Source organism: Glutamicibacter nicotianae (assembly GCF_006539525.1).
Lineage (GTDB): Bacteria > Actinomycetota > Actinomycetes > Actinomycetales > Micrococcaceae > Glutamicibacter > Glutamicibacter nicotianae.
The window spans coordinates 1-23,109 of sequence record NZ_BJNE01000004.1 but is presented as its reverse complement, the minus strand read 5'-3'; the positions used below and the strand labels follow the sequence as shown (position 1 = coordinate 23,109).

General features: G+C 63.8%; 26 protein-coding genes and 1 pseudogene. 12 read left to right on the top strand and 15 right to left on the bottom strand.

Features of this window, described 5'->3' with window-relative positions; genetic code table 11:
- Positions 1-5 precede the first annotated feature (5 nt).
- The 4 genes from pcaG to ANI01nite_RS06335 form a co-directional block, all read right to left on the bottom strand.
- On the bottom strand, positions 6-584 hold the full coding sequence (pcaG, locus tag ANI01nite_RS06350; protein WP_141356792.1) for a protocatechuate 3,4-dioxygenase subunit alpha: 579 nt from the start codon (positions 582-584) through the stop codon (positions 6-8).
- Positions 585-1,433, bottom strand: a complete 849-nt coding sequence (gene pcaH / locus ANI01nite_RS06345; RefSeq protein ID WP_038992451.1) for a protocatechuate 3,4-dioxygenase subunit beta — start codon at positions 1,431-1,433, stop codon at positions 585-587.
- Positions 1,434-1,473: 40 nt separating this feature from the next.
- Positions 1,474-2,670 carry a 4-hydroxybenzoate 3-monooxygenase gene (locus tag ANI01nite_RS06340; RefSeq protein ID WP_141356790.1) on the bottom strand — a complete coding sequence of 399 codons (1,197 nt, stop codon included), beginning with the start codon at positions 2,668-2,670 and terminating at the stop codon, positions 1,474-1,476.
- 218 nt (positions 2,671-2,888) lie between these two features.
- Positions 2,889-3,635 (bottom strand): IclR family transcriptional regulator, encoded by a 747-nt coding sequence (locus tag ANI01nite_RS06335; RefSeq protein WP_128471341.1) that lies wholly within the window; start codon positions 3,633-3,635, stop codon positions 2,889-2,891.
- 641 nt (positions 3,636-4,276) lie between these two features.
- Between ANI01nite_RS06335 and ANI01nite_RS06330 the strand changes: the two genes are divergently transcribed.
- Complete coding sequence (locus ANI01nite_RS06330) at positions 4,277-4,927, top strand: DUF6318 family protein (RefSeq protein WP_141356788.1); 651 nt, start codon at positions 4,277-4,279, stop codon at positions 4,925-4,927.
- Positions 4,928-5,027: 100 nt separating this feature from the next.
- Here ANI01nite_RS06330 and ANI01nite_RS06325 read toward each other — a convergent pair whose 3' ends face one another.
- Entirely contained in the window at positions 5,028-6,221 is a 1,194-nt protein-coding gene (locus ANI01nite_RS06325; RefSeq protein WP_073707433.1) for an MFS transporter, read from the bottom strand.
- A gap of 212 nt (positions 6,222-6,433) precedes the next feature.
- Here ANI01nite_RS06325 and ANI01nite_RS06320 point away from each other — a divergent pair, with 212 nt between their 5' ends.
- The 4 genes from ANI01nite_RS06320 to ANI01nite_RS06305 all read left to right on the top strand — a co-directional run bounded on the left by ANI01nite_RS06320 (position 6,434) and on the right by ANI01nite_RS06305 (position 9,857).
- The gene (locus ANI01nite_RS06320; RefSeq protein WP_141356786.1) at positions 6,434-7,645 is read left to right on the top strand and encodes a thiolase family protein; all 1,212 of its coding nucleotides are present in this window, start codon (positions 6,434-6,436) and stop codon (positions 7,643-7,645) included.
- A gap of 19 nt (positions 7,646-7,664) precedes the next feature.
- On the top strand, positions 7,665-8,336 hold the full coding sequence (locus ANI01nite_RS06315; protein WP_141356784.1) for a 3-oxoacid CoA-transferase subunit A: 672 nt from the start codon (positions 7,665-7,667) through the stop codon (positions 8,334-8,336).
- Positions 8,336-8,992: a 3-oxoacid CoA-transferase subunit B gene (locus tag ANI01nite_RS06310; RefSeq protein WP_141356782.1), complete on the top strand. Its 657-nt coding sequence runs from the start codon at positions 8,336-8,338 to the stop codon at positions 8,990-8,992. Before ANI01nite_RS06315 ends, ANI01nite_RS06310 begins: the two co-directional genes overlap by 1 nt.
- An 82-nt stretch (positions 8,993-9,074) precedes the next feature.
- On the top strand, positions 9,075-9,857 hold the full coding sequence (locus ANI01nite_RS06305) for an IclR family transcriptional regulator domain-containing protein (protein WP_066143936.1): 783 nt from the start codon (positions 9,075-9,077) through the stop codon (positions 9,855-9,857).
- 13 nt (positions 9,858-9,870) lie between these two features.
- Here ANI01nite_RS06305 and ANI01nite_RS06300 read toward each other — a convergent pair whose 3' ends face one another.
- From ANI01nite_RS06300 to ANI01nite_RS06290, 3 genes are all read right to left on the bottom strand, one after another.
- Positions 9,871-10,470 carry a cysteine hydrolase family protein gene (locus tag ANI01nite_RS06300; RefSeq protein WP_141356780.1) on the bottom strand — a complete coding sequence of 200 codons (600 nt, stop codon included), beginning with the start codon at positions 10,468-10,470 and terminating at the stop codon, positions 9,871-9,873.
- Positions 10,471-10,554: 84 nt separating this feature from the next.
- Entirely contained in the window at positions 10,555-10,953 is a 399-nt protein-coding gene (locus ANI01nite_RS06295) for a VOC family protein (RefSeq protein WP_141356778.1), read from the bottom strand.
- A gap of 95 nt (positions 10,954-11,048) precedes the next feature.
- The gene (locus tag ANI01nite_RS06290; protein ID WP_141356776.1) at positions 11,049-11,930 is read right to left on the bottom strand and encodes a lipase family alpha/beta hydrolase; all 882 of its coding nucleotides are present in this window, start codon (positions 11,928-11,930) and stop codon (positions 11,049-11,051) included.
- A 452-nt stretch (positions 11,931-12,382) separates the two neighbouring features.
- Between ANI01nite_RS06290 and ANI01nite_RS06285 the strand changes: the two genes are divergently transcribed.
- From ANI01nite_RS06285 to ANI01nite_RS06275, 3 genes are read left to right on the top strand one after another with little or no spacing between them, the layout of a single operon-like run.
- Positions 12,383-13,033 (top strand): alpha/beta hydrolase, encoded by a 651-nt coding sequence (locus ANI01nite_RS06285; protein WP_141356774.1) that lies wholly within the window; start codon positions 12,383-12,385, stop codon positions 13,031-13,033.
- Entirely contained in the window at positions 13,030-14,064 is a 1,035-nt protein-coding gene (locus tag ANI01nite_RS06280; RefSeq protein ID WP_141356772.1) for an LLM class flavin-dependent oxidoreductase, read from the top strand. The genes ANI01nite_RS06285 and ANI01nite_RS06280 overlap by 4 nt, the downstream gene beginning before the upstream one ends.
- A gap of 33 nt (positions 14,065-14,097) precedes the next feature.
- Positions 14,098-14,391 (top strand): hypothetical protein, encoded by a 294-nt coding sequence (locus tag ANI01nite_RS06275; protein WP_141356770.1) that lies wholly within the window; start codon positions 14,098-14,100, stop codon positions 14,389-14,391.
- On the opposite strand, the gene ANI01nite_RS06270 is transcribed toward ANI01nite_RS06275, so the two are convergent.
- The gene (locus ANI01nite_RS06270; RefSeq protein ID WP_141356768.1) at positions 14,388-15,488 is read right to left on the bottom strand and encodes a hypothetical protein; all 1,101 of its coding nucleotides are present in this window, start codon (positions 15,486-15,488) and stop codon (positions 14,388-14,390) included. The genes ANI01nite_RS06275 and ANI01nite_RS06270 overlap by 4 nt on opposite strands.
- 78 nt (positions 15,489-15,566) lie before the next feature.
- Here ANI01nite_RS06270 and ANI01nite_RS06265 point away from each other — a divergent pair, with 78 nt between their 5' ends.
- Positions 15,567-15,998, top strand: a complete 432-nt coding sequence (locus tag ANI01nite_RS06265; RefSeq protein WP_141356766.1) for a MarR family winged helix-turn-helix transcriptional regulator — start codon at positions 15,567-15,569, stop codon at positions 15,996-15,998.
- A 24-nt stretch (positions 15,999-16,022) separates the two neighbouring features.
- Here ANI01nite_RS06265 and ANI01nite_RS06260 read toward each other — a convergent pair whose 3' ends face one another.
- The 5 genes from ANI01nite_RS06260 to ANI01nite_RS06240 are packed head-to-tail and all read right to left on the bottom strand — an operon-like array spanning position 16,023 to position 18,709.
- The gene (locus ANI01nite_RS06260; RefSeq protein WP_038992430.1) at positions 16,023-16,232 is read right to left on the bottom strand and encodes a DUF1653 domain-containing protein; all 210 of its coding nucleotides are present in this window, start codon (positions 16,230-16,232) and stop codon (positions 16,023-16,025) included.
- 39 nt (positions 16,233-16,271) lie between these two features.
- Positions 16,272-16,763: a MogA/MoaB family molybdenum cofactor biosynthesis protein gene (locus tag ANI01nite_RS06255; protein WP_141356763.1), complete on the bottom strand. Its 492-nt coding sequence runs from the start codon at positions 16,761-16,763 to the stop codon at positions 16,272-16,274.
- The gene (moaC, locus tag ANI01nite_RS06250) at positions 16,753-17,229 is read right to left on the bottom strand and encodes a cyclic pyranopterin monophosphate synthase MoaC (protein WP_141356761.1); all 477 of its coding nucleotides are present in this window, start codon (positions 17,227-17,229) and stop codon (positions 16,753-16,755) included. Before moaC ends, ANI01nite_RS06255 begins: the two co-directional genes overlap by 11 nt.
- Complete coding sequence (locus ANI01nite_RS06245) at positions 17,222-18,454, bottom strand: molybdopterin molybdotransferase MoeA (protein WP_141356759.1); 1,233 nt, start codon at positions 18,452-18,454, stop codon at positions 17,222-17,224. The genes moaC and ANI01nite_RS06245 overlap by 8 nt, the downstream gene beginning before the upstream one ends.
- A gap of 3 nt (positions 18,455-18,457) precedes the next feature.
- Positions 18,458-18,709, bottom strand: coding sequence for a MoaD/ThiS family protein (locus tag ANI01nite_RS06240; RefSeq protein WP_141356757.1), 252 nt, complete (start codon positions 18,707-18,709; stop codon positions 18,458-18,460).
- Positions 18,710-18,746: 37 nt separating this feature from the next.
- On the opposite strand from ANI01nite_RS06240, the gene ANI01nite_RS06235 reads away from it, so the two are divergent.
- From ANI01nite_RS06235 to ANI01nite_RS06225, 3 genes and pseudogenes are all read left to right on the top strand, one after another.
- The gene (locus tag ANI01nite_RS06235; RefSeq protein WP_141356755.1) at positions 18,747-19,928 is read left to right on the top strand and encodes a ThiF family adenylyltransferase; all 1,182 of its coding nucleotides are present in this window, start codon (positions 18,747-18,749) and stop codon (positions 19,926-19,928) included.
- Positions 19,925-20,332 (top strand): molybdenum cofactor biosynthesis protein MoaE, encoded by a 408-nt coding sequence (locus ANI01nite_RS06230; RefSeq protein WP_141356753.1) that lies wholly within the window; start codon positions 19,925-19,927, stop codon positions 20,330-20,332. Before ANI01nite_RS06235 ends, ANI01nite_RS06230 begins: the two co-directional genes overlap by 4 nt.
- Positions 20,333-20,495: 163 nt before the next feature.
- Positions 20,496-21,498, top strand: a pseudogene (locus ANI01nite_RS06225) (IS481 family transposase).
- On the opposite strand, the gene ANI01nite_RS06220 reads toward ANI01nite_RS06225, so the two are convergent.
- Positions 21,495-22,901: an NAD(P)/FAD-dependent oxidoreductase gene (locus tag ANI01nite_RS06220; protein ID WP_141356751.1), complete on the bottom strand. Its 1,407-nt coding sequence runs from the start codon at positions 22,899-22,901 to the stop codon at positions 21,495-21,497. The pseudogene ANI01nite_RS06225 and the gene ANI01nite_RS06220 sit on opposite strands and share 4 nt — an antisense overlap.
- Positions 22,902-23,109: the final 208 nt, after the last annotated feature.

The following is a 23,109-nucleotide window of genomic DNA, read 5'->3' as shown; positions in this document are numbered from 1 at the left end:
GGGTTCTAGCTTTCGCGCGGGTAGGACAGGAACACCGTCTCGTTCTCGCCCTGCAACCGGATGTCGAAGCGCAGCGAGCCGTCCTGTTCGCGGGTGGCGATCAGCGTGGAGCGTTCTGCTTCGCTCAGCGATGCCAGCAGCGGGTCATTGGCCAGCGCTTTCGTGTCCTCCGGCAGGTAGATGCGGGTGAACAGCCGGTTGAGCAGGCCGCGGGCGAAGACCGTGAGCATGATGAACGGCGCCTTGCCTTCTTCGGTGGGGCCAGGGTTCACCGTGGTGAAGGTGTAGTGCCCGACGTTGTCCACGGCCACGCGGCCCCACCCGGTGAAGGTGTAGCCGTCGCGGACCAGCGAGCCGTCGCGCGAGACGACCTTGCCGTGCTCGTCGGCCTGCCAGATTTCCAGCAGCGCGTCCGGGATGACCTCGCCGTTGCCATCGGTGATGACCCCGTGCAGGCGCACCGAGTTCGGGTTGGCCTGGCTGGCCAGCTCGTTGTCCTTCTCGAAGGGCAATGCATAGCCGTAGAACGGGCCGATGGTCTGTCCCGGGGTCGGGACGAGTTTCAGTTCAGGTGCCTGTGCCATTTAGTGCTCTCCCTCTTCGTCTTCCATCCAGGTGCGGTTGCTGCCGGTGAGCACGATGTCCCAGTTGTAGCCGGTGGCCCATTCGTGGCTGGTCAGCGAATGGTCGTAGGTGGCGACCAGGCGGTCGCGGGCCTTCGCATCTGTGATCGACTGGTAGATCGGATCCAGCGCGAACAGCGGATCGCCGGGGAAGTACATCTGGGTGATCATGCGCTGGGTGAAATCGGTGCCGAACAGCGAGAAGTGGATGTGCGCCGGGCGCCAGGCGTTGTGGTGGTTCTTCCACGGGTACGGCGCCGGCTTGATGGTGGTGAACGAGTATTCGCCGTTCGGGCCGGTGATCGCCCGGCCTACGCCGGTGAAGTTCGGGTCGATCGGGGCCGGGTGCTGGTCGCGCTTGTGGATGTAGCGGCCGGCGGCGTTGGCCTGCCAGATTTCCACCAGCTGCCCGGCCACCGGGCGGCCGTCGCCATCCAGCACGCGGCCTGCCACCACAATGCGCTCGCCGATCGGCTCGCCGTTGTGCTGGATGGTCAGATCCGATTCCAGTGCGTGCACGTCGCGCTGGCCGAAGGCCGGGGAGTGCAGCTCGATGGTTTCCGGATCCGCGTGATGCAGGTTCTTGGTCGGGTGGCGCAGCAGCGAGGAGCGGTAGGGTGCGAAATCGATGCGCGGCTGGGTTTCGGCCTTCTTGCCGGCCAGGACTTCCTGGCGGTAGGCCTCGTGGATGTCTGCGATTTCGCCGCTGATCTCATCCTGGCTGGCGGTGGTTGCCGCCGGGTCCAGCAGATGCGAGTTGGCGAAGGATTCGGCTTCGGTGCCGTCCTGGTGCGTGGTGCCGGTGCTCAATGCGGGCTCCTTTCAAGGATGCGGTGGTAAGTCAGGGAGTTCAGGCGTGGGGCCAGCCGGTGTAGGACTCGGCCAGGTACTGCTGGCCGAACCGCGAGGAGGTGACGGTTTCCAGCTCGCCCAGGGCGCGCTTGGCCATGAACGGGTCGCCGCCTACCGGGGTGTGGAGCATGGAGGTCATCCAGTAGGAGAAGTTCTGCGCCTTCCACACCCGCTTCAGCGCGAGGTCGGAGTAGCCTTCCAGCAGCTGGTCGCTGCCGGTGGAGAAGTAGGAATCCAGCGCTTCGAAGAGCACCTTCACATCGGCGAAGGCGAGGTTCAGGCCCTTGGCGCCGGTGGGCGGGACGGTGTTCCCGGCGTCGCCGATCAGGAACAGGCGCCCGTGGGAGAGCGGTTCGCGCACGAAGGAGCGGAAGCCCAGCACGGTCTTGTCGAAGATCGGCCCGGTCTTCAGCTGGAAGTTATCCGGCCCGTCCACGCGCTTTTGCAGTTCGGCCCAGATGCGGTCATCGCTCCAGGCGTTCACGTCTTCGTTCGGGTCGCACTGGAAGTACATGCGTTGCACGGTTTCGCTGCGCTGGGAGATCAGCGCAAAGCCATGCGGGGAGTTGGCGTAGATCAGCTCGGGTGCGGACTTCGGCGCTTCGGTGAGGATGCCGAACCAGGCGAAGGGGTAGGTGACCTTGAAGTCCTGCTTGACGGTCTCGGGTATCTGGCGGCGGGCGAAGGAGCGCGAGCCGTCGGCACCGACGATCACATCAGCGTGCACTTCGAACTCGGTGCCCTCGGCGTCGGTGAAGCGGAACTTCGGGGTGGTGGTCTCCATGTCCAGGATCTCGGTGACCTCGCAGGAGTAGCGCACGTCGCCCTGGTCGCGGTGGCGGGCCGCGGACAGATCCACGAACACCTCGTTCTGCGCGTAGAGGGTGACGGTGGCGTCCACCAGGTCGCGGAAGTCCAGCGGGTGGGATTCGCCATTGAAGCGCAGGTCGATGCCGGCGTGCTCGTCGCCGTGGGTGAGCACGCGGCCGTCGACGCCCGACTCGGTGAGCATCTGCACCGCTTGGGCTTCGAGGATTCCGGCGCGATGCGTATTGCGGATGGTTTCGTGGTCGCGCATTTCCACGACGATGTTATCGATGCCGGTCTTGGCCAGCAGATGCGAAAGCATGAGCCCGGCCGGACCGCCGCCGATGATGCCGACCTTGGTCTTGAGGATGCGTGGATTCTGGACCATGGGACCTTGCCTTGCTGTCGTCTGGGCCATGTCCCGCGCGGCCGGCTGCGTTGCCGGACGGGGTCATATGGCCGAGGGAAGTATTGGGGAACTTCCACAAGCATGCGATGCAGGTGACCTGGCCGACAGCCACGTTCTCAATGAATGAGAATAATTGGATGCGTATCCATGCAGCGGCGGTATCGCACGGCGGGCAGCTGTCCGTCCTGGCCTCGCCGCTAGCTGTCCCTGATATGCAGTGCGCGGGCAATGCCACGGGCCGCGGTGCGCAAGGCCAAAGCCGCTGGTTGCAAGGCTCCCGAGTCCCGGGGGACCACCACCGAAATGACAGCAACCTGGTATCCGGCTTCGTCGAGGATCGGGGCAGCCACACCAGTGGTTTCCGAGTCGATGAATCCGTCCAATGAAGCGAACCCGATGCGCCGGATTTCTGCTATTTCCGCGTGGAAATCAGGATGTGCCGCGGTCATCAGCTCGCGGTGGCGTTCAAGGAAACCGCGAATGATCTCGGGCCGGGAAAAAGCCAGGAGGGCCATGCCCATCGAAGTGCGGTGCACCGGCATGCGCCCTGCGACATTCGCCTGGTTCACCACGGAGCCGGGCCGGGAGAGCCGTTCGATGATCAGCACTTCGTCCTGGTGGAGAACGGATAACTGGGTGTTCTGCCCCAGCAGCTGGTTGATGTCCTCCATGAAGGGCAGCGCTGCGGTACGGAGATCGTAGGTGGCAGCACTTCGATTGGCCAGTTCCCACAGGCGCAACCCGAGGCGCACCTGGCCGGTATTGTCACGGGCCAGCAAGTCGTGGGAGACCAATTCATCCAGCAAGCGGTACATGGTGGCTTTGGGAATATCGGCCCGGCGGGACAGTGCGCTGACGGTCAGCTGCGGGTTGTGCGCGTCGAAGGCGTCAAGGATCCGCACCAGGCGGTCCAGCATCGAATCCCCGCTGGGCGAATTGGCCATGGCACTACTCTAGACCAGCAGGCCAGCGACCTGAGGCCAGGCGAAAGAGAGCGATTCAACTCCCGGGATGCTAGACCCGCGAACCGCAACGTGCCTAGGCTGAGCACAGGTACACCGATGACCACGGCCTTGCGGAGGGGGCCACGCGCCCGCCGGGCGAGTGGCGCAGTATAGGCGGGCGAGGGGAGCCGGAGCCGTGATTGGACCTGGACTTCAGGGAGATCCTGGTGGCAGAGCGCAGCGGTACGTCGCCGGATCCAGATGAGAAGCCGAATCTCACCGTTGGACGCAGCAAGTTCGGCGTCAGCAAGAAGCCGAGGAATTCAGGGCGCCGATCACCAGTACTGAACTGAGCAAGGGGCCCGGCGAACTCATCGAGCACCCCGGTCCCAAGGTCAACTGGCGGGTATTCGTCGTTGCCGCGCGTCCCGGAGCCGGGAACGGAGCCCGACCCGGGTGCCGGCAATCCGCCCGATGAGCAGCCTCCAACGCCTCCCACTCCAGGCCGCGGCCAGTAGGCCGAAGCAGCGGAGAATGAATTAGCCTCTCGGCATCCTATTTTCCAACCGATTGATGTATTGTCGGTTGCAGGTGGGGGCGTACCTATTGAGGAGCGGGTGGACATGGTTCGAATTCATAAAATGGAACTGGTTGCGCTGTCGGCTGCCGTGGCGCTGGCCGCCAGCGGTTGCGTCGGAGTGTCCGAGGAGGGTGCCGGCAATCAGCCGGACGCCACGGCGGCATCCGGCTCGGATTCTGCGCAGCAGGCTGCCAAGGCGCCGCAACCGCCTGCGGGCTTGGAGGAGGAAACCGAGGAGGGCCTTGAAGCCGCTGCCGACTACTGGGTAGCCCTGCTGAACCATGCGGTGGCCACCGGAGACACTGCGTCGCTCAAGGAATTCTCCGCTCCGGACTGCTCGCTGTGCCAGGAGCAGATCGCCGCAATCGACCGGGTGTACGCCGAGGGCGGGAGCATTGCCGACGGGCAGTTCAGCATCGTCGAGATCTCCAGCAGCCTGGACCAGTTCCAGGAAGAAGATGGCGATGACAAGGTGGCCTTTGCCAACTTCGGGATGGAACGCGCCGCCGGCGAGGTGCTCGATTCCGGGGGTAAGGCGAGCGGCCAGATTGAGCCGGTGTCCTGCCAGGGCATCGACAGCACCTGGGACGAGGTCGCCTACGACAAGGATGGGAACTTCATCGGATCGATCTGCCGGCTGGCTGTGCAGGAGCCGGAGTTCGACGAAACCACCGGGTGGCAGCCGCTGGATGTCGCTTTCAACGCCCAATAGCAGTGCACAGGTGAAAGGCGCCTCAATCGCAGCATGAAGAACGCCGGGCCCCTTGGGAAGGGGCCCGGCGTTGCTTGCAGGGAACAGCTGCTGCGCGCGGCTACGCGCTCTTCGGCTTCGGGATCTGCGCGATGACCAGGACTGCGATCAGAGCCGCGCCGCCATAGAGGAAGAACGCGCCCGGGTAGGCGGTACCCGCGGCAACCATCAGGCCGGTGACGTAGGGGCCGATGATGGCGCCGAAGCGGCCGATGCCCGAGGCCAGGCCGATGCCGGTAGCCACCATGTCGCGCGGGTACACGTGCCCGGCATAGACATACATCAGGCACTGGGCGCTGAACACGAAGATGCCGGTGACGAACAGGATCGCGGTGAGCAGCACCTGGCTGCCGAATGGCACGGCCAGCAGCAGCAGGAACACCGCGGACGCGGCGAACCAGAGCAGCGAGATGAGCTTGATGCCCTTGGCATCCGCCGCGTAGGCGCTGATGATCAGGCCGGCAATCGCGCCGAGGTTCAGCACGAAGAGCATGGTCAGCGAATCGGCCACCGGGTAGCCGGCAGCGCCCATGATCTTCGGCAGCCAGGCATTCAGGCCGTAGACCAGCACCAGGCCCATGAAGGCGGCAATCCACAAGCCGATGGAGCTGCGCAGGTACTTGGGCTTGAGCACATCCATTGCCGAGGTCCGCTCATCCGCGGCAGCCACTTCGCTATCCGGCAGCTTGAACCACAGCAGCGCCAGCAGCGCCAGGCCCAGGCCGCCGCCCAGGTAGTAGAGCAGCGACCAGTGCACGCCGGCGGCCTTGCCAGCCAGCGAGGCCAGTACCGCGCCGAGGTGGTAGCCGACCATCGGCAAGTTGTTGGCCAGCGCGCGGCGTCCCACCGGCGCGTTCTCCTGCATCAGCGCCAGCGCTACCGGCATGCAGCCGCCCAGCCCGAGGCCCGCGATGAAGCGCACCAGGCCCATCAGGAACGCCGAGGGCATGAGCGGGAAGACCAGCGTGAAGATCGAGAAGACGAGCACTGCGAGAAGCAGTGGGCGGCGCCGACCGAAACGGTCGGCCAAGCGGCCCATGAATGCGGCGCCCACGCCCACGCCGATCAGCGAGAAGGTGTTGACCCAGTTCATGGCTCCGACGCTGAAGCCGCCGACATCCGGGTCGGTGAGCATTGGGATTGTGGCGCCCAGTGCGACGATGTCGTAGCCCTCGAAGACCACGATGAAAAAGCAGAGGGCGGCGATCCAGCCACCGAGTCGTTGTGGGGAGGTGCTAGTGGTGGGCGCGGACAATCTTGATCCTTTCGAAGACGCGACGCCATGGCAGTGATGCAGCTCATGACCAAGTGAGACTAGCACCTCATTCGAATAGTGACCAAAAGTTCGCACAGCGAACAGGTGGGGCTGGCCAAACCCTTGTGCCCGATGGATGGAAACTGGTAAAGTTCAACATACGAACATAAGTTCACGATGTGAACATCTTATAGCGATGGAGCAGTGAGACGATGCAGCAGGCCTACCTATACGACGCAATCCGCACGCCATTCGGCAAAATCGGCGGCTCCCTGTCCAGCCACCGTCCCGACGACCTGGCCGCCCACGTGGTGCGCGAACTGGTAGCCCGCGCTCCGCAGCTGGACAGTGCGCAAATCGACGAGTCGATCTTCGGCAACGCCAACGGCGCCGGCGAGGAAAACCGCAATGTGGCCCGCATGGCCACCCTGCTCGCTGGCCTGCCCACCTCGCTGCCGGGCACCACGATGAACCGCCTGTGCGGCTCCTCGCTGGATGCCTCCATCGCCGCCTCCCGGCAGATCGCCACCGGCGACGCGGACCTGGTCCTGGTCGGCGGCGTCGAATCCATGTCCCGCGCCCCCTGGGTGCTGCCCAAGACCGAGCGCCCGTTCCCGATGAGCAACCTGGAACTGGCCAACACCACCCTGGGCTGGCGCCTGGTCAACCCGGCCATGCCGGGTCAGTGGACGGTGTCACTGGGCGAGGCCACCGAACAGCTGCGCGAGAAGCACAACATCTCCCGCGAGGACCAGGACGAGTTCTCGGCCCGCTCGCACCAGCAGGCGGCCGCCGCCTGGGAGGCCGGCAAGTACGAGAACCTGGTGGTTCCGGTGCCGCCGGCAACCAAGCGGGGGGTGGAAGTCACCCGCGACGAGACCATCCGCGCCGATTCCACCACCGAAACCCTCTCCAAGCTGCGCACCGTCTTCCGCACCGGGGAGAACGCCACGGTCACCGCCGGCAACGCCTCGCCGATGAGCGACGGCGCCTCGGCCGCCTTCCTCGGCTCCGAGCGCGGCGGGCAACTGCTGGGCGCAGACCCGATTGCCCGCATTGTCTCCAACGGCGCTGCCGCCCTGGACCCGCAGTTCTTCGGCTTCGCACCGGTCGAGGCGGCCAACAAGGCGCTGGCCAAGGCCGGCCTGAAGTGGTCGGACATCGCCGCGGTGGAACTGAACGAGGCTTTCGCCGCCCAGTCGCTGGCCTGCATCCGTGCCTGGGATATCGACCCGGCGATCGTCAACGCCTGGGGCGGGGCCATCGCCATCGGCCACCCGCTGGGCGCCTCGGGCCTGCGCATCCTGGGCACCGTCGCCCGCCGGCTGCAGGAATCCGGCGAACGATACGGCATCGCCGCGATCTGCATCGGCGTGGGCCAGGGGCTGGCAGTCGTCGTCGAGAACGTGAACGCAACCAAGTAGCTTGTAGAAAGGCAGCATCATGGCACCACGTATTGCCACCTCGGCCGCGGACGCCGTCGCCGAGATCACCGACGGATCCACCGTGCTGATCGGCGGCTTCGGCAACGCCGGGCAGCCGATGGAACTGATCGACGCGCTCATGGAGTGCGGCGCCACCGACCTGACGGTGGTCAACAACAACGCCGGGCAGGCCGATGCCGGCCTGGCCCTGCTGATCAAGGAGCGCCGGGTGAAGAAGATCATCTGCTCCTTCCCGCGCCAGTCCGACTCCTGGCACTTCGATACGGCCTACCGGGCCGGGGAAATCGAGCTGGAACTGGTGCCGCAGGGCAACCTGGCCGAGCGCATCCGCGCCGCCGGGGCCGGCATTGGCTGGTTCTTCACTCCCACCGGCTACGGCACGCTGCTGGCCGAGGGCAAGGAAACCCGCATCATCGATGGCAAGGGCTATGTGCTGGAAACCCCGATCCATGCGGACTTCGCGCTGATCAAGGCGCTGAAGGCCGACACGCTGGGCAACTTGGTCTACCGCAAGACCGCACGCAACTTCGGCCCGATCATGGCCACCGCGGCCAAGGCGGCCATCGTCCAGGTGGACGAGGTCGTCCAGGCTGGTTCCATCGATCCGGAAAACGTCATCACCCCGGGCATCTTCGTGGATACCGTGGTGGAACTGGGAGGGGAAAAGTAATGAGCGCATTCAGCACCACCGAGGCGAAGCTCACCCGCGATGAAATGGCGCAGCTGGTGGCCGCCGACATCCCGGCCGGCGCCTTCGTGAACCTGGGCATCGGCCAGCCGACCAACGTCTCGAACTACCTCACCAAGGAGCAGGGGGTTACCCTGCACACCGAGAACGGCATGCTGGGCATGGGCCCGGTCGCCACCGGCGAGGACATCGACGAGGACCTGATCAATGCAGGCAAGATCCCGGTCACCGAGCTGCCCGGCGCCTCCTTCTTCCACCACGCTGATTCCTTCGCGATGATGCGCGGCGGGCACCTGGATATGTGCGTGCTCGGCGCCTTCCAGGTCTCCAAGGACGGCGACCTGGCCAACTGGCACACCGGTGCCGAAGGCGCCATCCCCGCAGTGGGCGGCGCCATGGACCTGGCCATCGGCGCCAAGGCGACCTGGGTAATGATGAGCCTGTTCACCAAGGCCGGTGAATCCAAGCTCGTCGAGGCGCTGAGCTACCCGGTCACCGGCCTGGGCTGCGTCTCGCGGATCTACACCGAAGTCGCGGTCTTCGAGCTGCGCGATTCGAAGGTCTTCGTGCGCTCCACCCATGGCATCAGCTTCGATCAGCTGGCGGCCAAGGTTCCGGTGGAACTGACCAAGGCATAGCAGACACAGTAGATTAGTGGGGTGCGCATCGGGGAACCCGGACGCGCACCCCGCAATCATTTGAGCACGCGCAAGGAGCACGGTGAGCGAGCAGGCAGCACCAACCGCATCGGTCCAGTCACTGGCCCGGGGCTTGGCGGTCATCAGCAGTTTCGACGCAGAACACGCGTCGATGACCCTCTCCGAGGTCGCCGCCCGGACAAACCTGTCCCGGGCCACCGCCCGGCGGTTCCTGCTGACCCTGGTGGATCTGGGCTATGTGCGCACCGACGGCAAGCACTTCGAGCTGACTTCCAAGGTCCTGCAGCTGGGCTATGCCTACCTGTCCAGCGCCACCTTGCCGCAGTTGATCGAACCGGTGCTCGAGGAACTCTCGGCCGCCGTGCACGAATCGGCTTCCGCCTCCATCCTTGACGGTTCGGATATCGTCTACATCGCCCGCGTGCATACCCGTTCGATCATGCGGGTAGGCATTTCGGTGGGCACCCGCTTCCCTGCGGCCAATACCTCCATGGGCCGGGTGCTGCTGGCCCACCAGCCGGCGGAAATCCAGCAGGAGGTGCTGTCCGCCGGGGTGCAGTCGATGACCGGATTGGGCATTGGAGATGCGGCTGCGCTGCGCGAGGAACTGGAGAAGATCCGCGCCCAGGGCTATGCGGTGGTGGACCAGGAACTGGAAATCGGGTTGCGCTCGGTGGCGGTGCCGGTGTTCAGCGCCGATGGCACCGTGGTGGCCGCGATGAACGTGTCGATGAGCGTGCATCCGAATACCGCTGGCACCGCGCAGGATGCCGCCCAGGCGGTGCTGCCGCGGCTTCTCGAAGCCGCGCAGCAGGTGCGCGAGGCGCTGGCCGCCAGCCGCTAGCGGCCGCAGTGGATCAGCCAGCGGCCGGATCCCATTGGATGTCGGCGCAGCCGGTGATCGTGGCGAGCAGCCCGAGCGATTCGATGCTCGCCGCATGGGCGGCCTCGGCGGCCGCCGAGCAGGCATCTTCCACGATCACTACCCGGCAGCCGTGGTCCACAGCCGCCCGGGCGGTGCTTTCCACCGAGATATTCGTCGCCACCCCGGCAATCAGCAGGGTGTCGATGCCACCGGATTCGAGCAGCCCAGCTAGTTCGGTGCCGAAGCCGCCGACCTGCTGGTTGGTGATCACCGCGTCGCCGGGGCCAGGCAGCAGCGGCTGGATGATGGCCGCCGATCCGGTGCCGTCCACCAGGGCGCCTGCCTGCTGCACCAGCTGCAGCAGCGGGGAATTGGGCACCAGGTCGCTGTAGTCCGGGGCGAAGGCGATGCGGGTGTAGATGATGGTGGCGCCGGCCGTGCGGGCCTGGTCCAGCAGCCCGGACAGTTTGCCCACCACGTTCCGGGCGGTGATCTGCTCGTGGAACAGGTGCGCGAAGGCGCCATCGGGCCCGATGATGTCCCATTGATTGTGGATGGACACCACTGCAGTCCTGGACGGGTCGAAACGCATGGCATGCCCCTTTTCCACGGGCCGCCGACCTCCTCAGCGGCGCTCGGTTTCAGCTTGCCACGGGCACGGCACGCACGCCAGCTTTTATTTTCGCGGCCCGCGCACGTCCCGGCGCAGCGGATGATCTGCCGGCACCTGCACCAGCACGATCCTGGTTCCGTCGGGATCCTCGATCCATGCCTCGACCAGGCCCCAGTCCTCCTGGCATGCCTCGCGGAGCACCTTCGCGCCGCGGGCGGACAGTTGTTCCAGTTCCGCGCGCACATCCCGCACCTGCATCCAGAGCACCAAGGTGGAGGGCGTGCCAGGCGCCCTGCGCCCGGAGACTTCCAGCTGGCCATTGCCCAAGAAGAACACCACGCCTGGTTGCTCGGCCGGACCGAATTCCCGGGCCACGGCCAGCTGCAGCACTTCGCGGTAGAACCGCTGGGTTGCGGCCAGATCCACCGGCCGCAGCAGCACCCTGCTGGAAAGTACGTCCATGGCCACCAATCTAGTAGCTGGCTGGCGCACTGCCTAGGGGTGCTCCGGGTGCGTCCCGGCACCGGGAGGCGATGCCGGGACGCGTACTGGCCTGCTTACAGGTAGCAGGATGGGCGGTAGCCGGGGTCTGCCGGGCCATCGGTGGCCAGGGCGTTGAGCACCCAGCGATGGACCACCGGATCAACGTTCACGCCGAGGTGTCCCGAGATATTCAATGGGCATTTGTCCTGCAGCAGGACGTTGGTCACCTGTTCGCTCTCTCCCTTCAGGAACTGCGATTTGTAGGGCATGACGATCTCGTCGTACTTGGTGGCAATTACCGTATAGTCCGGGCCGGCAACGGTGTCGCCGATGGCATTCAGCTCGGTCATGAAGTCGCTGCCGGACACCTGGTCGGCGCAGGAATCGCAGATCCAAGTGTCAATGCTGTTGGCAATTGCCACACCAGTGGCGGTCGGGACCAGGATGCCCTGGGTGCCGTGGCTGGATGGAGCGATCGACACCAGGTCGTTGACGTACTTCGCACCGCCCATGTGGCCCATGTACCAGCGCGGCATCATTCCGCCTTGGCTGTGCCCGACGATGTCCACCTTCTTGGCACCGGTGGACTGGCGGATGCGGTCAATGAAATCGCCCAGTTCGGCCGCCGAGTCGGGGACATGCGCGGCCCCGGAAAGCCCGTTTTCAAAGCCGTAGTTCAGTGCGAAAACGCAATAGCCGTTGCGCTTGAGCTTGGGAGACAGGGAGATCCAGTTGAGGTCCATCGTTTCAAAGGTGCCGTGAACCAGGACTACGGGGTAGGGGTGTTCTGCATCGGGCGTGCAGTCCCAGTCGTTGGCTCCCACTGGGCTGATGCCAAGAGTGGAAACCGTGCCGGCTTGCGCGGTGCTTGCCGGGCTTGGCGCGACGGCCGGAGCGGCGAGTGCTGCGGCGGCCAGGCACAGTGCGCCCAGACCGGAGAGTATGCGTCGTTGCATGGTGGTCCTTCGGGTAAAAGTTGGAAGAAACTTGCTACCGGCCAGTAGTAAAAGGAAATGATCACAGCAATTTTGATCGCTGTCCAGAGTTTTCTGCCGCCGAATTCTTGCGTGAAGTGGGCTGGGACACCTCCGGTTTCAATGATTCCGCCAAGGGGAATCCCCGAGTTTTCGCATTCGCTTCGGGCCGATTCCGGGCCGGGATTAACTTTGTTGACCAGCAGGTTCGTGCTGCAGCCTCGCGACTCTTGGCAGGGGGTGAACTGGATCGCAGTGTAGCTCGCTTCAGAGATTCCGAATGGGCCTGGTCGGGTGCATGTGACGAGTTGGATTGAAAAAATTTACTTGTATCTTCAATCAATTCCAGTATGCTTGGACTATGAACTCTGCCGGGAGGGTTGCTGCGAAAGCTGCACTTCCGCCTCCGGCAACTGATGAGGAGCTGACCTGCCATGAGCAACCTGTTGAGCGATGTACGTTCTTCCAACTGGGATGACGCCGCGGAATCCGGCGCCGTGCTGGTCTTCCTGCATGGCTTCGGCTCCAATGAGCACGACCTGGCCTCGCTGGCCGAACCGCTGGGCCTGGAAATGCCGTGGGTTTCACTGCGCGCACCACTGGAATTGGGCCACGGCGGGGCCGCCTGGTTCCAGATCGCCACACCGGGCGTCCCCGTCGCGGCACCGGTGGAAGCTGCCACCGCAGCCATCTGGGCCTGGATCGACGCAAATGCGGACGCCTCCACCAAGATCATTCCGGTCGGTTTCTCCCAGGGCGGGCTGATGGCCAGCCAGCTGCTGCGCACCCGTCCCGAGCGCGTCCTGGCCACCACGATCCTCGGCGGCTTCGTGCTTGGCGGCACCCAGCCAGCCGATGAAATCATCGCCGCCCAGCGCCCCGCCGTCTTCTGGGGCCGCGGCACCGAAGACCGGGTCATCGCCCCGGTCGCCATCGAACGGACCGCCGGGTTCCTGCCCGAGCACTCGACCCTGAATGAACGCACCTACCCGGGGCTGGCCCACAGCATCAACATGGATGAGCTGAACGACGTGCGCAGCCACATTTCCGCGCAGCTGGATGCGAAGGCGGCAGGCAACGCATGAGCCAGGGCGCGCCCTTTGAAATCGGCATCTTCACCTTCGGGGAACTGACCAGGGATGCCGACGGCAAGCCCATCGATGCGGCCACCAGGGTGCGCGACATCCTGGAATGGGCCCGGGTCGCAGACCAAGCCGGACTGGACGTCTTTGGCGTGGGCGAGCATCACCGCGAGGACTTCGCAGTCTCCGCCCCGCCGGTAGTGCTCGCTGCCGCCGCGGTGCAAACCCAGAGCATCAAGCTGACCAGTACCGTCACGGTGCTTTCATCCGCCGACCCGGTGCGCGTGTTCGAGGACTTCTCCACCGTGGATCTGGTCAGCGGCGGCCGCGCCGAAATCACTGCCGGCCGCGGGGCGTACCTGGAATCCTTCCCGCTCTTCGGCCAGTCGCTGGAACGCTATGACGAGTACTTCGAGGAAAAGCTGGATCTGCTGCTGAAGATCCGCGACGAAAACCCCGTGACCTGGAGCGGGAACACCCGCGCGCCGTTGGACGAGGCGGGGGTCTGGCCTCGTCCGGATCAGGAGCAACTGCCCATCTGGGCGGCCGTGGGCGGCACGCCGGCCTCGGCGGTGCGTGCCGGCCGGCTAGGATTGCCGCTGTATCTGGCGATCCTCGGCGCACCTGAACGCTTCGGGCCGCTGGCCCAGCTCTATCGCCGTGCCGCGCACGAAGCCGGGCGCGAGCCAGGACGCATCGGGGTAACCTCGCACTTCTATGCCGAGGAAACCTCGCAGGGCGCCCGGAACAGCTTCTACCCGCATTACAGCTCCTACATCGGGCAGAACATGCCGCGTGCAGGATTTCTGGATCGGGAGTCCTTCGAGGCATGGGCCTCCCCGCGCGGGGCGCTCTTTGCCGGCAGTCCGGCAGAAATCGTGGACAAGATCCTGTGGGAGCACGAGATGCTGGGCCACACCCGCTTCCTGGCGCAGGTGGGGCTTGGCGGCCTTTCGCAGGCGCAGACCTTGCGCTCCATCGAGCTGCTGGCCACCGAGGTGCTGCCGCAAGTGCGCGCCGCGTTGGGCAAATAGCGCCGGCAGCAAGGAGGCGGCTAGCCTAGAACCATGCACACGGTAGAGAAGCGCCTGCGCGAGATCCGGCAAGCCATCTCGAAACTGCGCGAGGCGGCGGCAATGGACGGCGATGCGCAGCGGGCGGGCGTGGCACAGTCGCTCGATGAGCTGTTTGGTCAGGTATCGACCCGCAAGGAGTTGCGTGCCGCCACCGCTCAGGCGATGCGGCTATATCGGGGTGGCATGGGATCATTCCAGGATGCCGGCACCCCGGCGATGGGTGATGCGGTCGACGGACTGCGGCGCGCGCTGGCCAAAGCACGATCAAGACTGCCTGCCGGCTAGGCCGCGACAGCCTCTTCGACGTCCTGGATCGCGGCATGCTCGTTCGCGATGCGGGTTCTGTGCACGCTCCAGGCGTGGGTCAGGATCACCAGCAGGATCCCGGGAATGAGCCACAACAGCAGCCGCAGGATATCAATGCTAATGGACTGCTCGGGAAAGTAGACCAGGGTCTGCACAGCATGCAGCCACCCTGCGCCATTCCAGAACGAGTTCAGTGCACCATAGAAGCCGGGCTGCATCTGGGGCTGGAAGATGCCGCCGGAGCTCGTGAAGTTCAACGCGACGAAGCATAGCGTCAGCACTGGGGTGGTCCAGTGGCGCAGCAGCGGATGCAGGCCCAGGCCCAGCAAGGTGATGCCGGCGGCATAAACCCAGGAAGTCAACCAGATGCCCGTGAACCGGGACTCGATGATCCCGTAGACCGGGCCTGCGATGATCACTGCGATCGTGGCAACCACTGCGGCGGCGACCGCCGCCAGGAACAGGCGCACCGGCAACTTGACCTTGCCCATGAACCCGGCCAGCGGAACGGCGCTGGCATAGCCGCCAATGCTCAATGCAACCAGCAGGAAGAACAGGCCCTGCCCGGTGGTGTCCTGCGCTCCCGTGGGCACGACATCCTCGATGCGCAAGGGCAGGTCCTGCTCATAGGCCACGTCCATGAAGATCTTCTGGGCGATATTCGCCGACGTTTCCGATGCTGCGCTGGAAATGTACAGCGTTGCGGTGCCGTTGCCTGTTTCGTAGGCGGCCGCGAGCTCGCGCTGTCCGACCAGTTTCCGAGCCTGCGCGGCATCAGCGACGGTGCGCACTCCCAAGGCGCCGTCGGATTCATCCTGCAAGGTTTGGGCGAAGACCTTGGACTGCGCGGAACCGCCGACGACTGCTACCTGCACGTTGTGCGGACTGGGTGCATGGAATGCGCCCAGATAGAACAAGCCCATGATTGCGCACAGGAAGAACGGGATCAGCATGGTCAAGGCCAGCTTTCCCCAGCCCAGCGGTGCCCGCTTGGGCGCAGGGGACGGCTTTGCGTCCACGGAGACGGTCTGCGTGGAGTCGGAGGATGGGCGCGGGGCGGTGTCGGTGAGAGTCATCAGCACCCAAGAATACTCTTAATGTTGCATGATGCAACTTTAAGATTCCGATGAAGCCCTGGGTACTAGACTCGGTACATGGGCAAGGAACAGCGCGAAGCCGACATCCAATCGATTTTCCACCACATGCAACTGATTACCCGGCGGGCAAATTCGCGCTCCCGCCAGCTGGCCGAGCCGTTGACGCTCGTGGAGCATTCCCTGCTGCGCTTCATTGCCGATACTCCCGGAACTCGGGCCACCGACATTGCCGAGGCGTTCTCGCTGAACCGGTCGACAGTTTCCCGGCAGGTCGGTACGTTGCTGGACTTGGGGTATGCCGCCTATGACGCTACCGAATCAGGGCGCGGGCGCGTACTGGAACTGACTGAGCTGGGAAGCGATCGGCTCCAGGCATCCGCCGCAGTGCACCGCGCCGCGGTAGCCGACCGCCTGGATGGCTGGAGCGAAGAGCAGATCTCCACCTTTGCCGAAGCCTTGGCACGCTATAACGAGGCCGACTCGCAGTAGAGCCAGGGAATTCCGCGACCGGACCTATGCGATCCTGGCGAACCGCGGTCCGCTGTAGCCGTCGCGTTCAACGTGTTCCGCGAACATTTGAAGCGGCCGGGCCCAGAAGCTGTAGTCATCGTAGAGCTTGCGGTAGAAGACCAGCGGCTCTTCGGTCTCGCTGTGCTTTCCCACGGCCAGCACCTCATAGCGCTGTCCCTTGAAATGCTGGTAGATGCCGGGTTCGATGCTCAACGTGGCGGCCTTTCTGGTCAATTGAGATGCAGGAAAACTTTAGCGCGGGCCGTGCCCGGCACCGCCGCCGCGCTGGGCCAGCAGGTGCTCCAGGATCAGATCCAGGACGTCCAGCCCGTCCTTCACCCCGCCGGTGGATCCGGGCAACGTGATCACGAAGCTGCTGCCGGCGAATCCTGCCACCCCGCGGGTAATGATGGACATCGGGGTTGAGGCCTCTCCGCGCCGGCGGATGGCCTCGATGATACCGGGCAACTGGACATCCAGCAGCGGGGCAACCATTTCGGGGGATTGGTCATCCGGCGAGACCCCGGTCCCGCCGGTGACGATCACTACCTGGCTGCCATTGGCCAGCAGCTCATCCACGGCGAAACGCACCGGCTGCCCGTCGGCTACCACCGTCGGCTGCCCGGTGGCGAAACCGCGCTCGGACAGCCACCGGGTGATCAGCGGGCCGGTCTTGTCTTCTGCTTTGCCGGCCGCGGCGCTGGTCGAGGCGACCACCACGGCCGCTGTGCGGCTACTCTCCACGAACCCAGTCCCCGCTCTTGCCACCGGACTTGGACAGCACCTTCACCGAGCGGACCTCGGCGTGCTTGTCCACGGCCTTGACCATGTCGTAGAGGGTCAGCGCGGCGACACTGGCGGCGGTCAATGCTTCCATCTCCACTCCGGTGACACCCTTGGTGGTCACCTGGGCGGTGACTCGCACGGCCGATTCCTCGGCGGTGAAATCAATGGACACCTTGGAAATCGGCAGCGGATGGCACAGCGGGACCAGTTCCCAGGTGCGCTTGGCCGCCATGATGCCAGCGATGCGTGCGGTACCCAGCGCCTCGCCCTTGGGCAGGTCTCCGGTCATCAGCATCGGGACGACATCCGGGCGGGTGGCAAAGATGGCCTCGGCGGTAGCCACCCGCTTGGTGACCGCCTTGTCGCTGACGTCGACCATATGAGCGCTGCCATCTTCGCGCAGGTGGGTGAGTTTCTCAGACATTCATGCTCCAAGTTTCAATGCTTTGGCCGGCCGCCAGCTGGCTGACGCCTACCGGGATGTGCACCAGCGCATCGGCGCGGGCCAGGTCGTGGACCAGATGGGACCCCGGATCCAGGATGGCGACCTGGCCATCGCGGATCACTGCCCTGCGCACCTGGTGCTTGTGCTCGGGGGAGTTGGCATCGGCTGCCAGCGGGTAGTGCTGCGGCACCGGATCGGGCAAGGCGTTGAGCTTGCGCAGCAGCGGGGCCAAAAATAGTTCAGCCGATAGCAGCGCACTGACCGGGTTGCCGGGGAAGCACAGCACCGCTGCCTGGGGCAGCTGGGCGAAGCCTTGCGGACCACCAGGCTGGATTGCCACGTGGTGGAACGCACCGCCCAGCGGCGCAAGAGCCTGGCGGACCACTTCATAAGCTCCGGCGCTGATTCCGCCTACGGTCAGAATCAGGTCAACCTGTTCCTGCAAGGCATCAATAGTCAGCGCGAAGCGCTTTGGATCATCTGGCAATTGCAGGGTGCGCACCTTCACCTGGTATTGGCGCAGCCAGGCGGTGAGCATGGGGGAGTTCGAGTCCGGGATCTGGCCCTGGGAAGGCTGATCATCACTGAGCTCGTCACCGGTAGTGCACACGGCCACCTTCAATGCGCGGCGTACCGGTACTTCACGCAGTCCACTGGAAACCAATGCAGCAATCATGGTCGGGGTCAGCCGGGTTCCGGCCTGGGCCACCAAGGCGCCGGCTTCAAGGTCGACGCCGGCGGGGCGGATGAAACGGCCTGGTTCGCTGGGAGCAGTGAACTCCGCGTTTCCGCTCGGGGTGCCACGGCCTGCCCGAACCAAGTCCGGGAAAGCCCCGGAGCTGCTTTCCTCGATGGGGATCACGGTATCGGCCCCCAGCGGGATCATGGCCCCGGTCATCACCGGGCTGGCAGTTCCTTCAGCCAAGGTGATTTGCCGGTCGCCGGCGGCCGCCGTGAAACCCAATGGCAAGGTGACAGGGGACTGCGGCGTTGCCGTCGCCAAGTCCGCGCTGCGTGCAGCGTAGCCGTCCATTTGCGAATTGGTGAATGCGGGGATGGGCAAAAGGGCGTACAGATCCTCGCTGAGGATGCGGCCGTTTGCCTCGGGGCTATCAGCCAACAGCTTTTCGCTGTCCAGGGAAGCGAAGACCGGGGACAACAGCGTTTCAAGTTCTGCGCGATGATTCTCCAGGGTGCAGGTCATCGGCTATCCTCCAGCAAACGGTGGCAGTACGTCCACTGTGAGATCTTCGGCCGAGCCCAGTTCTCCGGCATCTCGGCGCACCACGCCGTTGACCAGGAAACTTCCGGCACGCAAAACCTGTGCCATTTCTGGCCCGTAGGAATCGATCAGTTCGCTACGCAGCCCGGCGAGCGTTTGCGGGCGTTCCCAGCTCTCCTGCTCGCAGCCAGCTGCTGCCGCCGCGGCAGCGAAGTAGCGTATTGTAATCTTCGACATGACTTCATGCTACCGCGCCAACGCGATAAGGAGCACGATGAAAAGTGAACGCGACTTTCCCGCGCTGGTGGCCCCCGGGCCGCCACTGAGCGAGGAACAGGCTGCTCGCGCCGCACGCCAACTGACCCTGCCCGGATTTGATGACACCGCGCAGCGCAGGCTGGCTGCCGCCCGCGTACTGGTAATCGGCGCCGGAGGGCTAGGCAGCGCCAGCGTTCCGTATCTTGTCGGAGCGGGGGTAGGCACCATCGGCATCGTTGATGATGACGTGGTGGAACTATCCAATCTGCACCGCCAGGTCACGCACACCACGGCAAATATCGGCCTGGCCAAGACCTCTTCCCTGGCGCAGGCTGCCAAGTCGCTGGACCCCAATGTGACGATCATCGAGCATAATCTGCGCCTGGATTCTTCCAACGCACTAGAGATCTTTGCGAATTATGACCTGGTCATCGATGGCAGCGACAACTTCCCGACCCGCTACCTTTCCAACGACGCAGCGCAGCTTTCGGGCATTCCGCTGATCTGGGGATCCATCCTGCAGCACCACGGACAAGTCTCCGTGGCCTGGCATGAGCATGGCCCGGGCTACCGCGACCTGTTCCCGGTTCCTCCTGCCCCTGGCACCGTGCCGGACTGCGCCGCCGGGGGAGTGCTGCCCGGATTGTGCGGCACTGTCGGTTCGCTGCTGGCCACCGAAGCGCTGAAGCTGATCGCCGGAATCGGCACCCCGCTGGTGGGTAAGGTTCTGATCTACGATGCGCTGGCAGCCAGCACGCGCACCCTCGAATTCTCCCGGGATCCCGAAGGTGCTGAAGTCACCGAGCTGATCGACTACGTGCTCTTCTGTTCCGGTTCTCTGCCAGAGGTCCAGGGCATTGATGCCAAGGCGCTCGCAGAAGAACTATCTGGCGATAAAGCGCCAGCCTTGTTGGATGTGCGCAATGATGACGAACGCGCACAACAGCACATCGCCGGTTCCTTGCATCTGCCCCTGCCTGCGCTGGAAGCAGCTATCGAATCCGGCGCAGGGCTGGAGCAGACCCCGGCTCAAGTAACGGTTTACTGCGCACGCGGTCCGCGCTCGCAACGCGCGGCCGCCTTGCTCGCTGGCCGGGGCATCAAAACAAACTACCTTGAAGGCGGGCTTCCCGCACTGGCTGAAGTGGCCCCGCAGCTGCTGGCCGAACACGCACACACTGAAGGAGCCCACTCATGAGCTACGCGTTGATCACCGAAGAACCTATCGACGAGGCCGCAGTGCGCGATGCTGTGCAATCCGATACTGCAGGCGCGGTGGTGCTCTTCCACGGCATCATTCGCAACCATGACGGCGGCCAGTCGGTGAATTCCCTTGACTACTCGCATCACCCGCAGGCTCAGGATTTCCTGGAGAAAATCATTGCCGAGGAAGAAGAACACACCGGGCTCAAGCTTTCCGCAGTGCACCGCGTGGGTCCACTGAAGATCGGCGACGCCGCGCTGGTCGCTGCCTCGGCAGCGGCACACCGCAAGGAAGCATTCGACGCCATCGAGAACCTGGTGGAACGCATCAAGGCCGAGGTCCCCATCTGGAAGAAACAGCATTTCACTTCAGGCAGTTCAGAATGGGTAGGGCTTTAGCCTTGGGGACTCGGTCTGGGCCTGTTGTGTTGTTCACGATTTATCGATTTGAAGGACGTGGCCACTAGCTGTAGTTCCCCGGGACGTTGTGAACACTAGCGAATGAAGAAGACCTCCGGCAGGATGTGGGTTACCACACTCACCATCGTGCACGGAGGTCTTCATGTCCCACGCTAACGCACCACTGACGCCCGAAGGAAGACGACGCCTAGCGTCCTTGATCATCGATGAGCACTGGCCCATCCGCCGCGCCGCCGAACGATTCCAGGTCTCGCCCGCAACAGCCAAAAAAATGGGCAACGAGATACCATGCCAACGAATCCCTCGACGACCGCTCCTCACGCCCTAGTTGCTCTCCGACACGACTGTGCCGCAAGAACGAACGCCGCATCATCGCCCTACGCTTCAACCGGCAATGGGGACCACACCGGATCAGCTACCACCTCGGCATTCCCCGTAGCACCGTCGGACGCGTCCTGGACCGCTACCGGATGCCCAAACTGGCGCATCTGGACCAGGCCACCGGGCTACCGGTACGCAAGCCCCGCCCTGTGCGCTACGAGAAGCAGACACCGGGCGAGCTGGTGCATGTGGACATCAAGAAACTTGGCTGCATCCCAAAGGGCGGAGGCTGGCGCGCGCATGGTCGCGGTTCAGCCCAAGACCGCCAGGCCGGTGCCGCGCGGGACCGTGCGGCACGCCAGGGCGCCAAGGGGTCACGGGGCTATCTTTTCCTGCATCACGCGGTCGATGACCATTCGAAGCTGGCCTATTTTCGAAATCCTCAATGACGAGAAGAAGGAAACCGCAGCCGGTTCTGGGAGCGAGCCCGTGGATTCTTCGCCGCGGCCGGCATTGCCGTCACCGCGGTGATGACCGATAACGGTTCCTGCTACCGTTCCAAGGTGTTCGCCCAGGCGTTGGGGCCGGGCGTGAAGCACCGGCGCACCCGACCGTATCGACCTCAGACCAATGGGAAAGTCGAACGGTTCAACCGGACGTTGTCGCAGGAATGGGCGTACGTGAGGGCTTATGACAGCGAAGAAGCCAGGGCCGCAGCCTACGGCGCCTGGCTTCATCACTATAATTATCATCGACCCCATACCGGGATCGGTGGTCTTACTCCGTCAGATCGTGTTCACAACCTCGCGGGGAACTACAACTAGCGGCCGCTGACGACATTAGCCATTCGGGCGGTCCAGTGAGTACGAGGTTGTGCATTTGCGTATTCCCTGTTGTCTGCATAACGGTATACACCGTAGAGCGCGGTGGCGCCGATCCAGCGAATCGGTTCAACTTCCCAGTTGCGGGCCTGACGCCCTATCCAAGGCAGAGTGGTTAGTGTGGTGGTTTCGCCAAGAATCAGATCCCGCAGCGTGCGCCCTGCTAGGTTTGTGCCGGAAAGACCGTGCCCAACGTATCCTCCGGCGCTGAGGATGTTCGAGGACTTGTCAAAATTCACCGAGGCGCACCAGTCCCGAGGTACACCTAGAACTCCGGACCAAGACTGTTCAAGGTTCACATTGGCCAGGCTCGGGAAGAGCTCACCTAGTCGTTGCTTGAGCAGTATGACAGCCGATTCTGCAGTCTTTCCATTGCGGTCGAAGCTGGAGCGGAAATTGTATGGTACGCCGCGTCCACCGATCGCGATTCGACCGTCTTGTGTTCGGTGCATATAGGTGAAGGAATGTGCGGCGTCGCCTACAAGTTCGCCGCCGTGCCACCCCACGGTCTTGAGCTGAGCGTCGGTGAGTTGTTCGGTGATGACCATGCTGCTGTTCATTGGCAGTAGCTTGCGGGCTTTACCCTTGAGTGAGGAGGTATAACCTTCGAGCGCTTCAACGATGAAGTTCGCCGAAACATTGCCTCGGTCGGTTTTCACCAGATGCTGCTCAACGCTCAGCGCGGTGGTTGACTCATAGATCTTAACACCAAGATCCTCAACCACCTTTGCCAGACCACGGGTGTATTTTGCTGGATGAACTCGAGCGCAGTGGGGAGTCCAATAACCACCTTGGGCGCCTTCAACATGGACACGTTGTGCTAGCTCATGGGGACTCAATTGAAAGACATCGTTCTGTCCCCATCCCTGCTCTTTCATTTCCGCTACGTGGTGGCTGAGGCGTGAGAGCTGCGCAGCGTTGGTAGCAACGTGAATTAGCCCATCGTGAGCTAGGTCCTCATCAAATCCTTCGGCACGAGCGACCTCGACAGACTGACGTACCGCGCCGAACATTTCGCGTTGTAAATCGCGTGCGCCTTGGAGACCTCCAGACTTGGCGTAGCGTTTGAACTGACCGGCAGGCTCGGCGCTCATCCAACCGCCGTTGCGCCCTGATGCACCGAAACCGGCGTACTCGCGTTCAATTATGGCGATATCCAGGTTCGGCCGAGCCTTTTTAAGGTAATAGGCAGTCCAGAGGCCAGTGAGGCCGGCACCGATAATTGCGACATCTGCTGTGGTGTGGCCATCAAGGGCAGGGCGCCTCACTGGTGTTTCGGTGCTGCGCATCCAAAAAGATACATCGCCGTTAACGAACTTTGGGGCGGATCCAGTTTCTGTGGACATGGGGCTCTGTGTCTCATTTCTAGGAGTAAAAGGCTGTGATTCCACTGTAGATTCGTGGAGTTAATGTTGCTCTCGTACGAGAGTATGAAAAAACCTAAGAGAATCGTTCGCAAGTACGGCTGGGAAATGTTGGACGACTAGCGGGAACTGATAGTCACGAAATTCATGACTCGATCTAATGTCAATCTATACGGTGGAGGGATTTAGA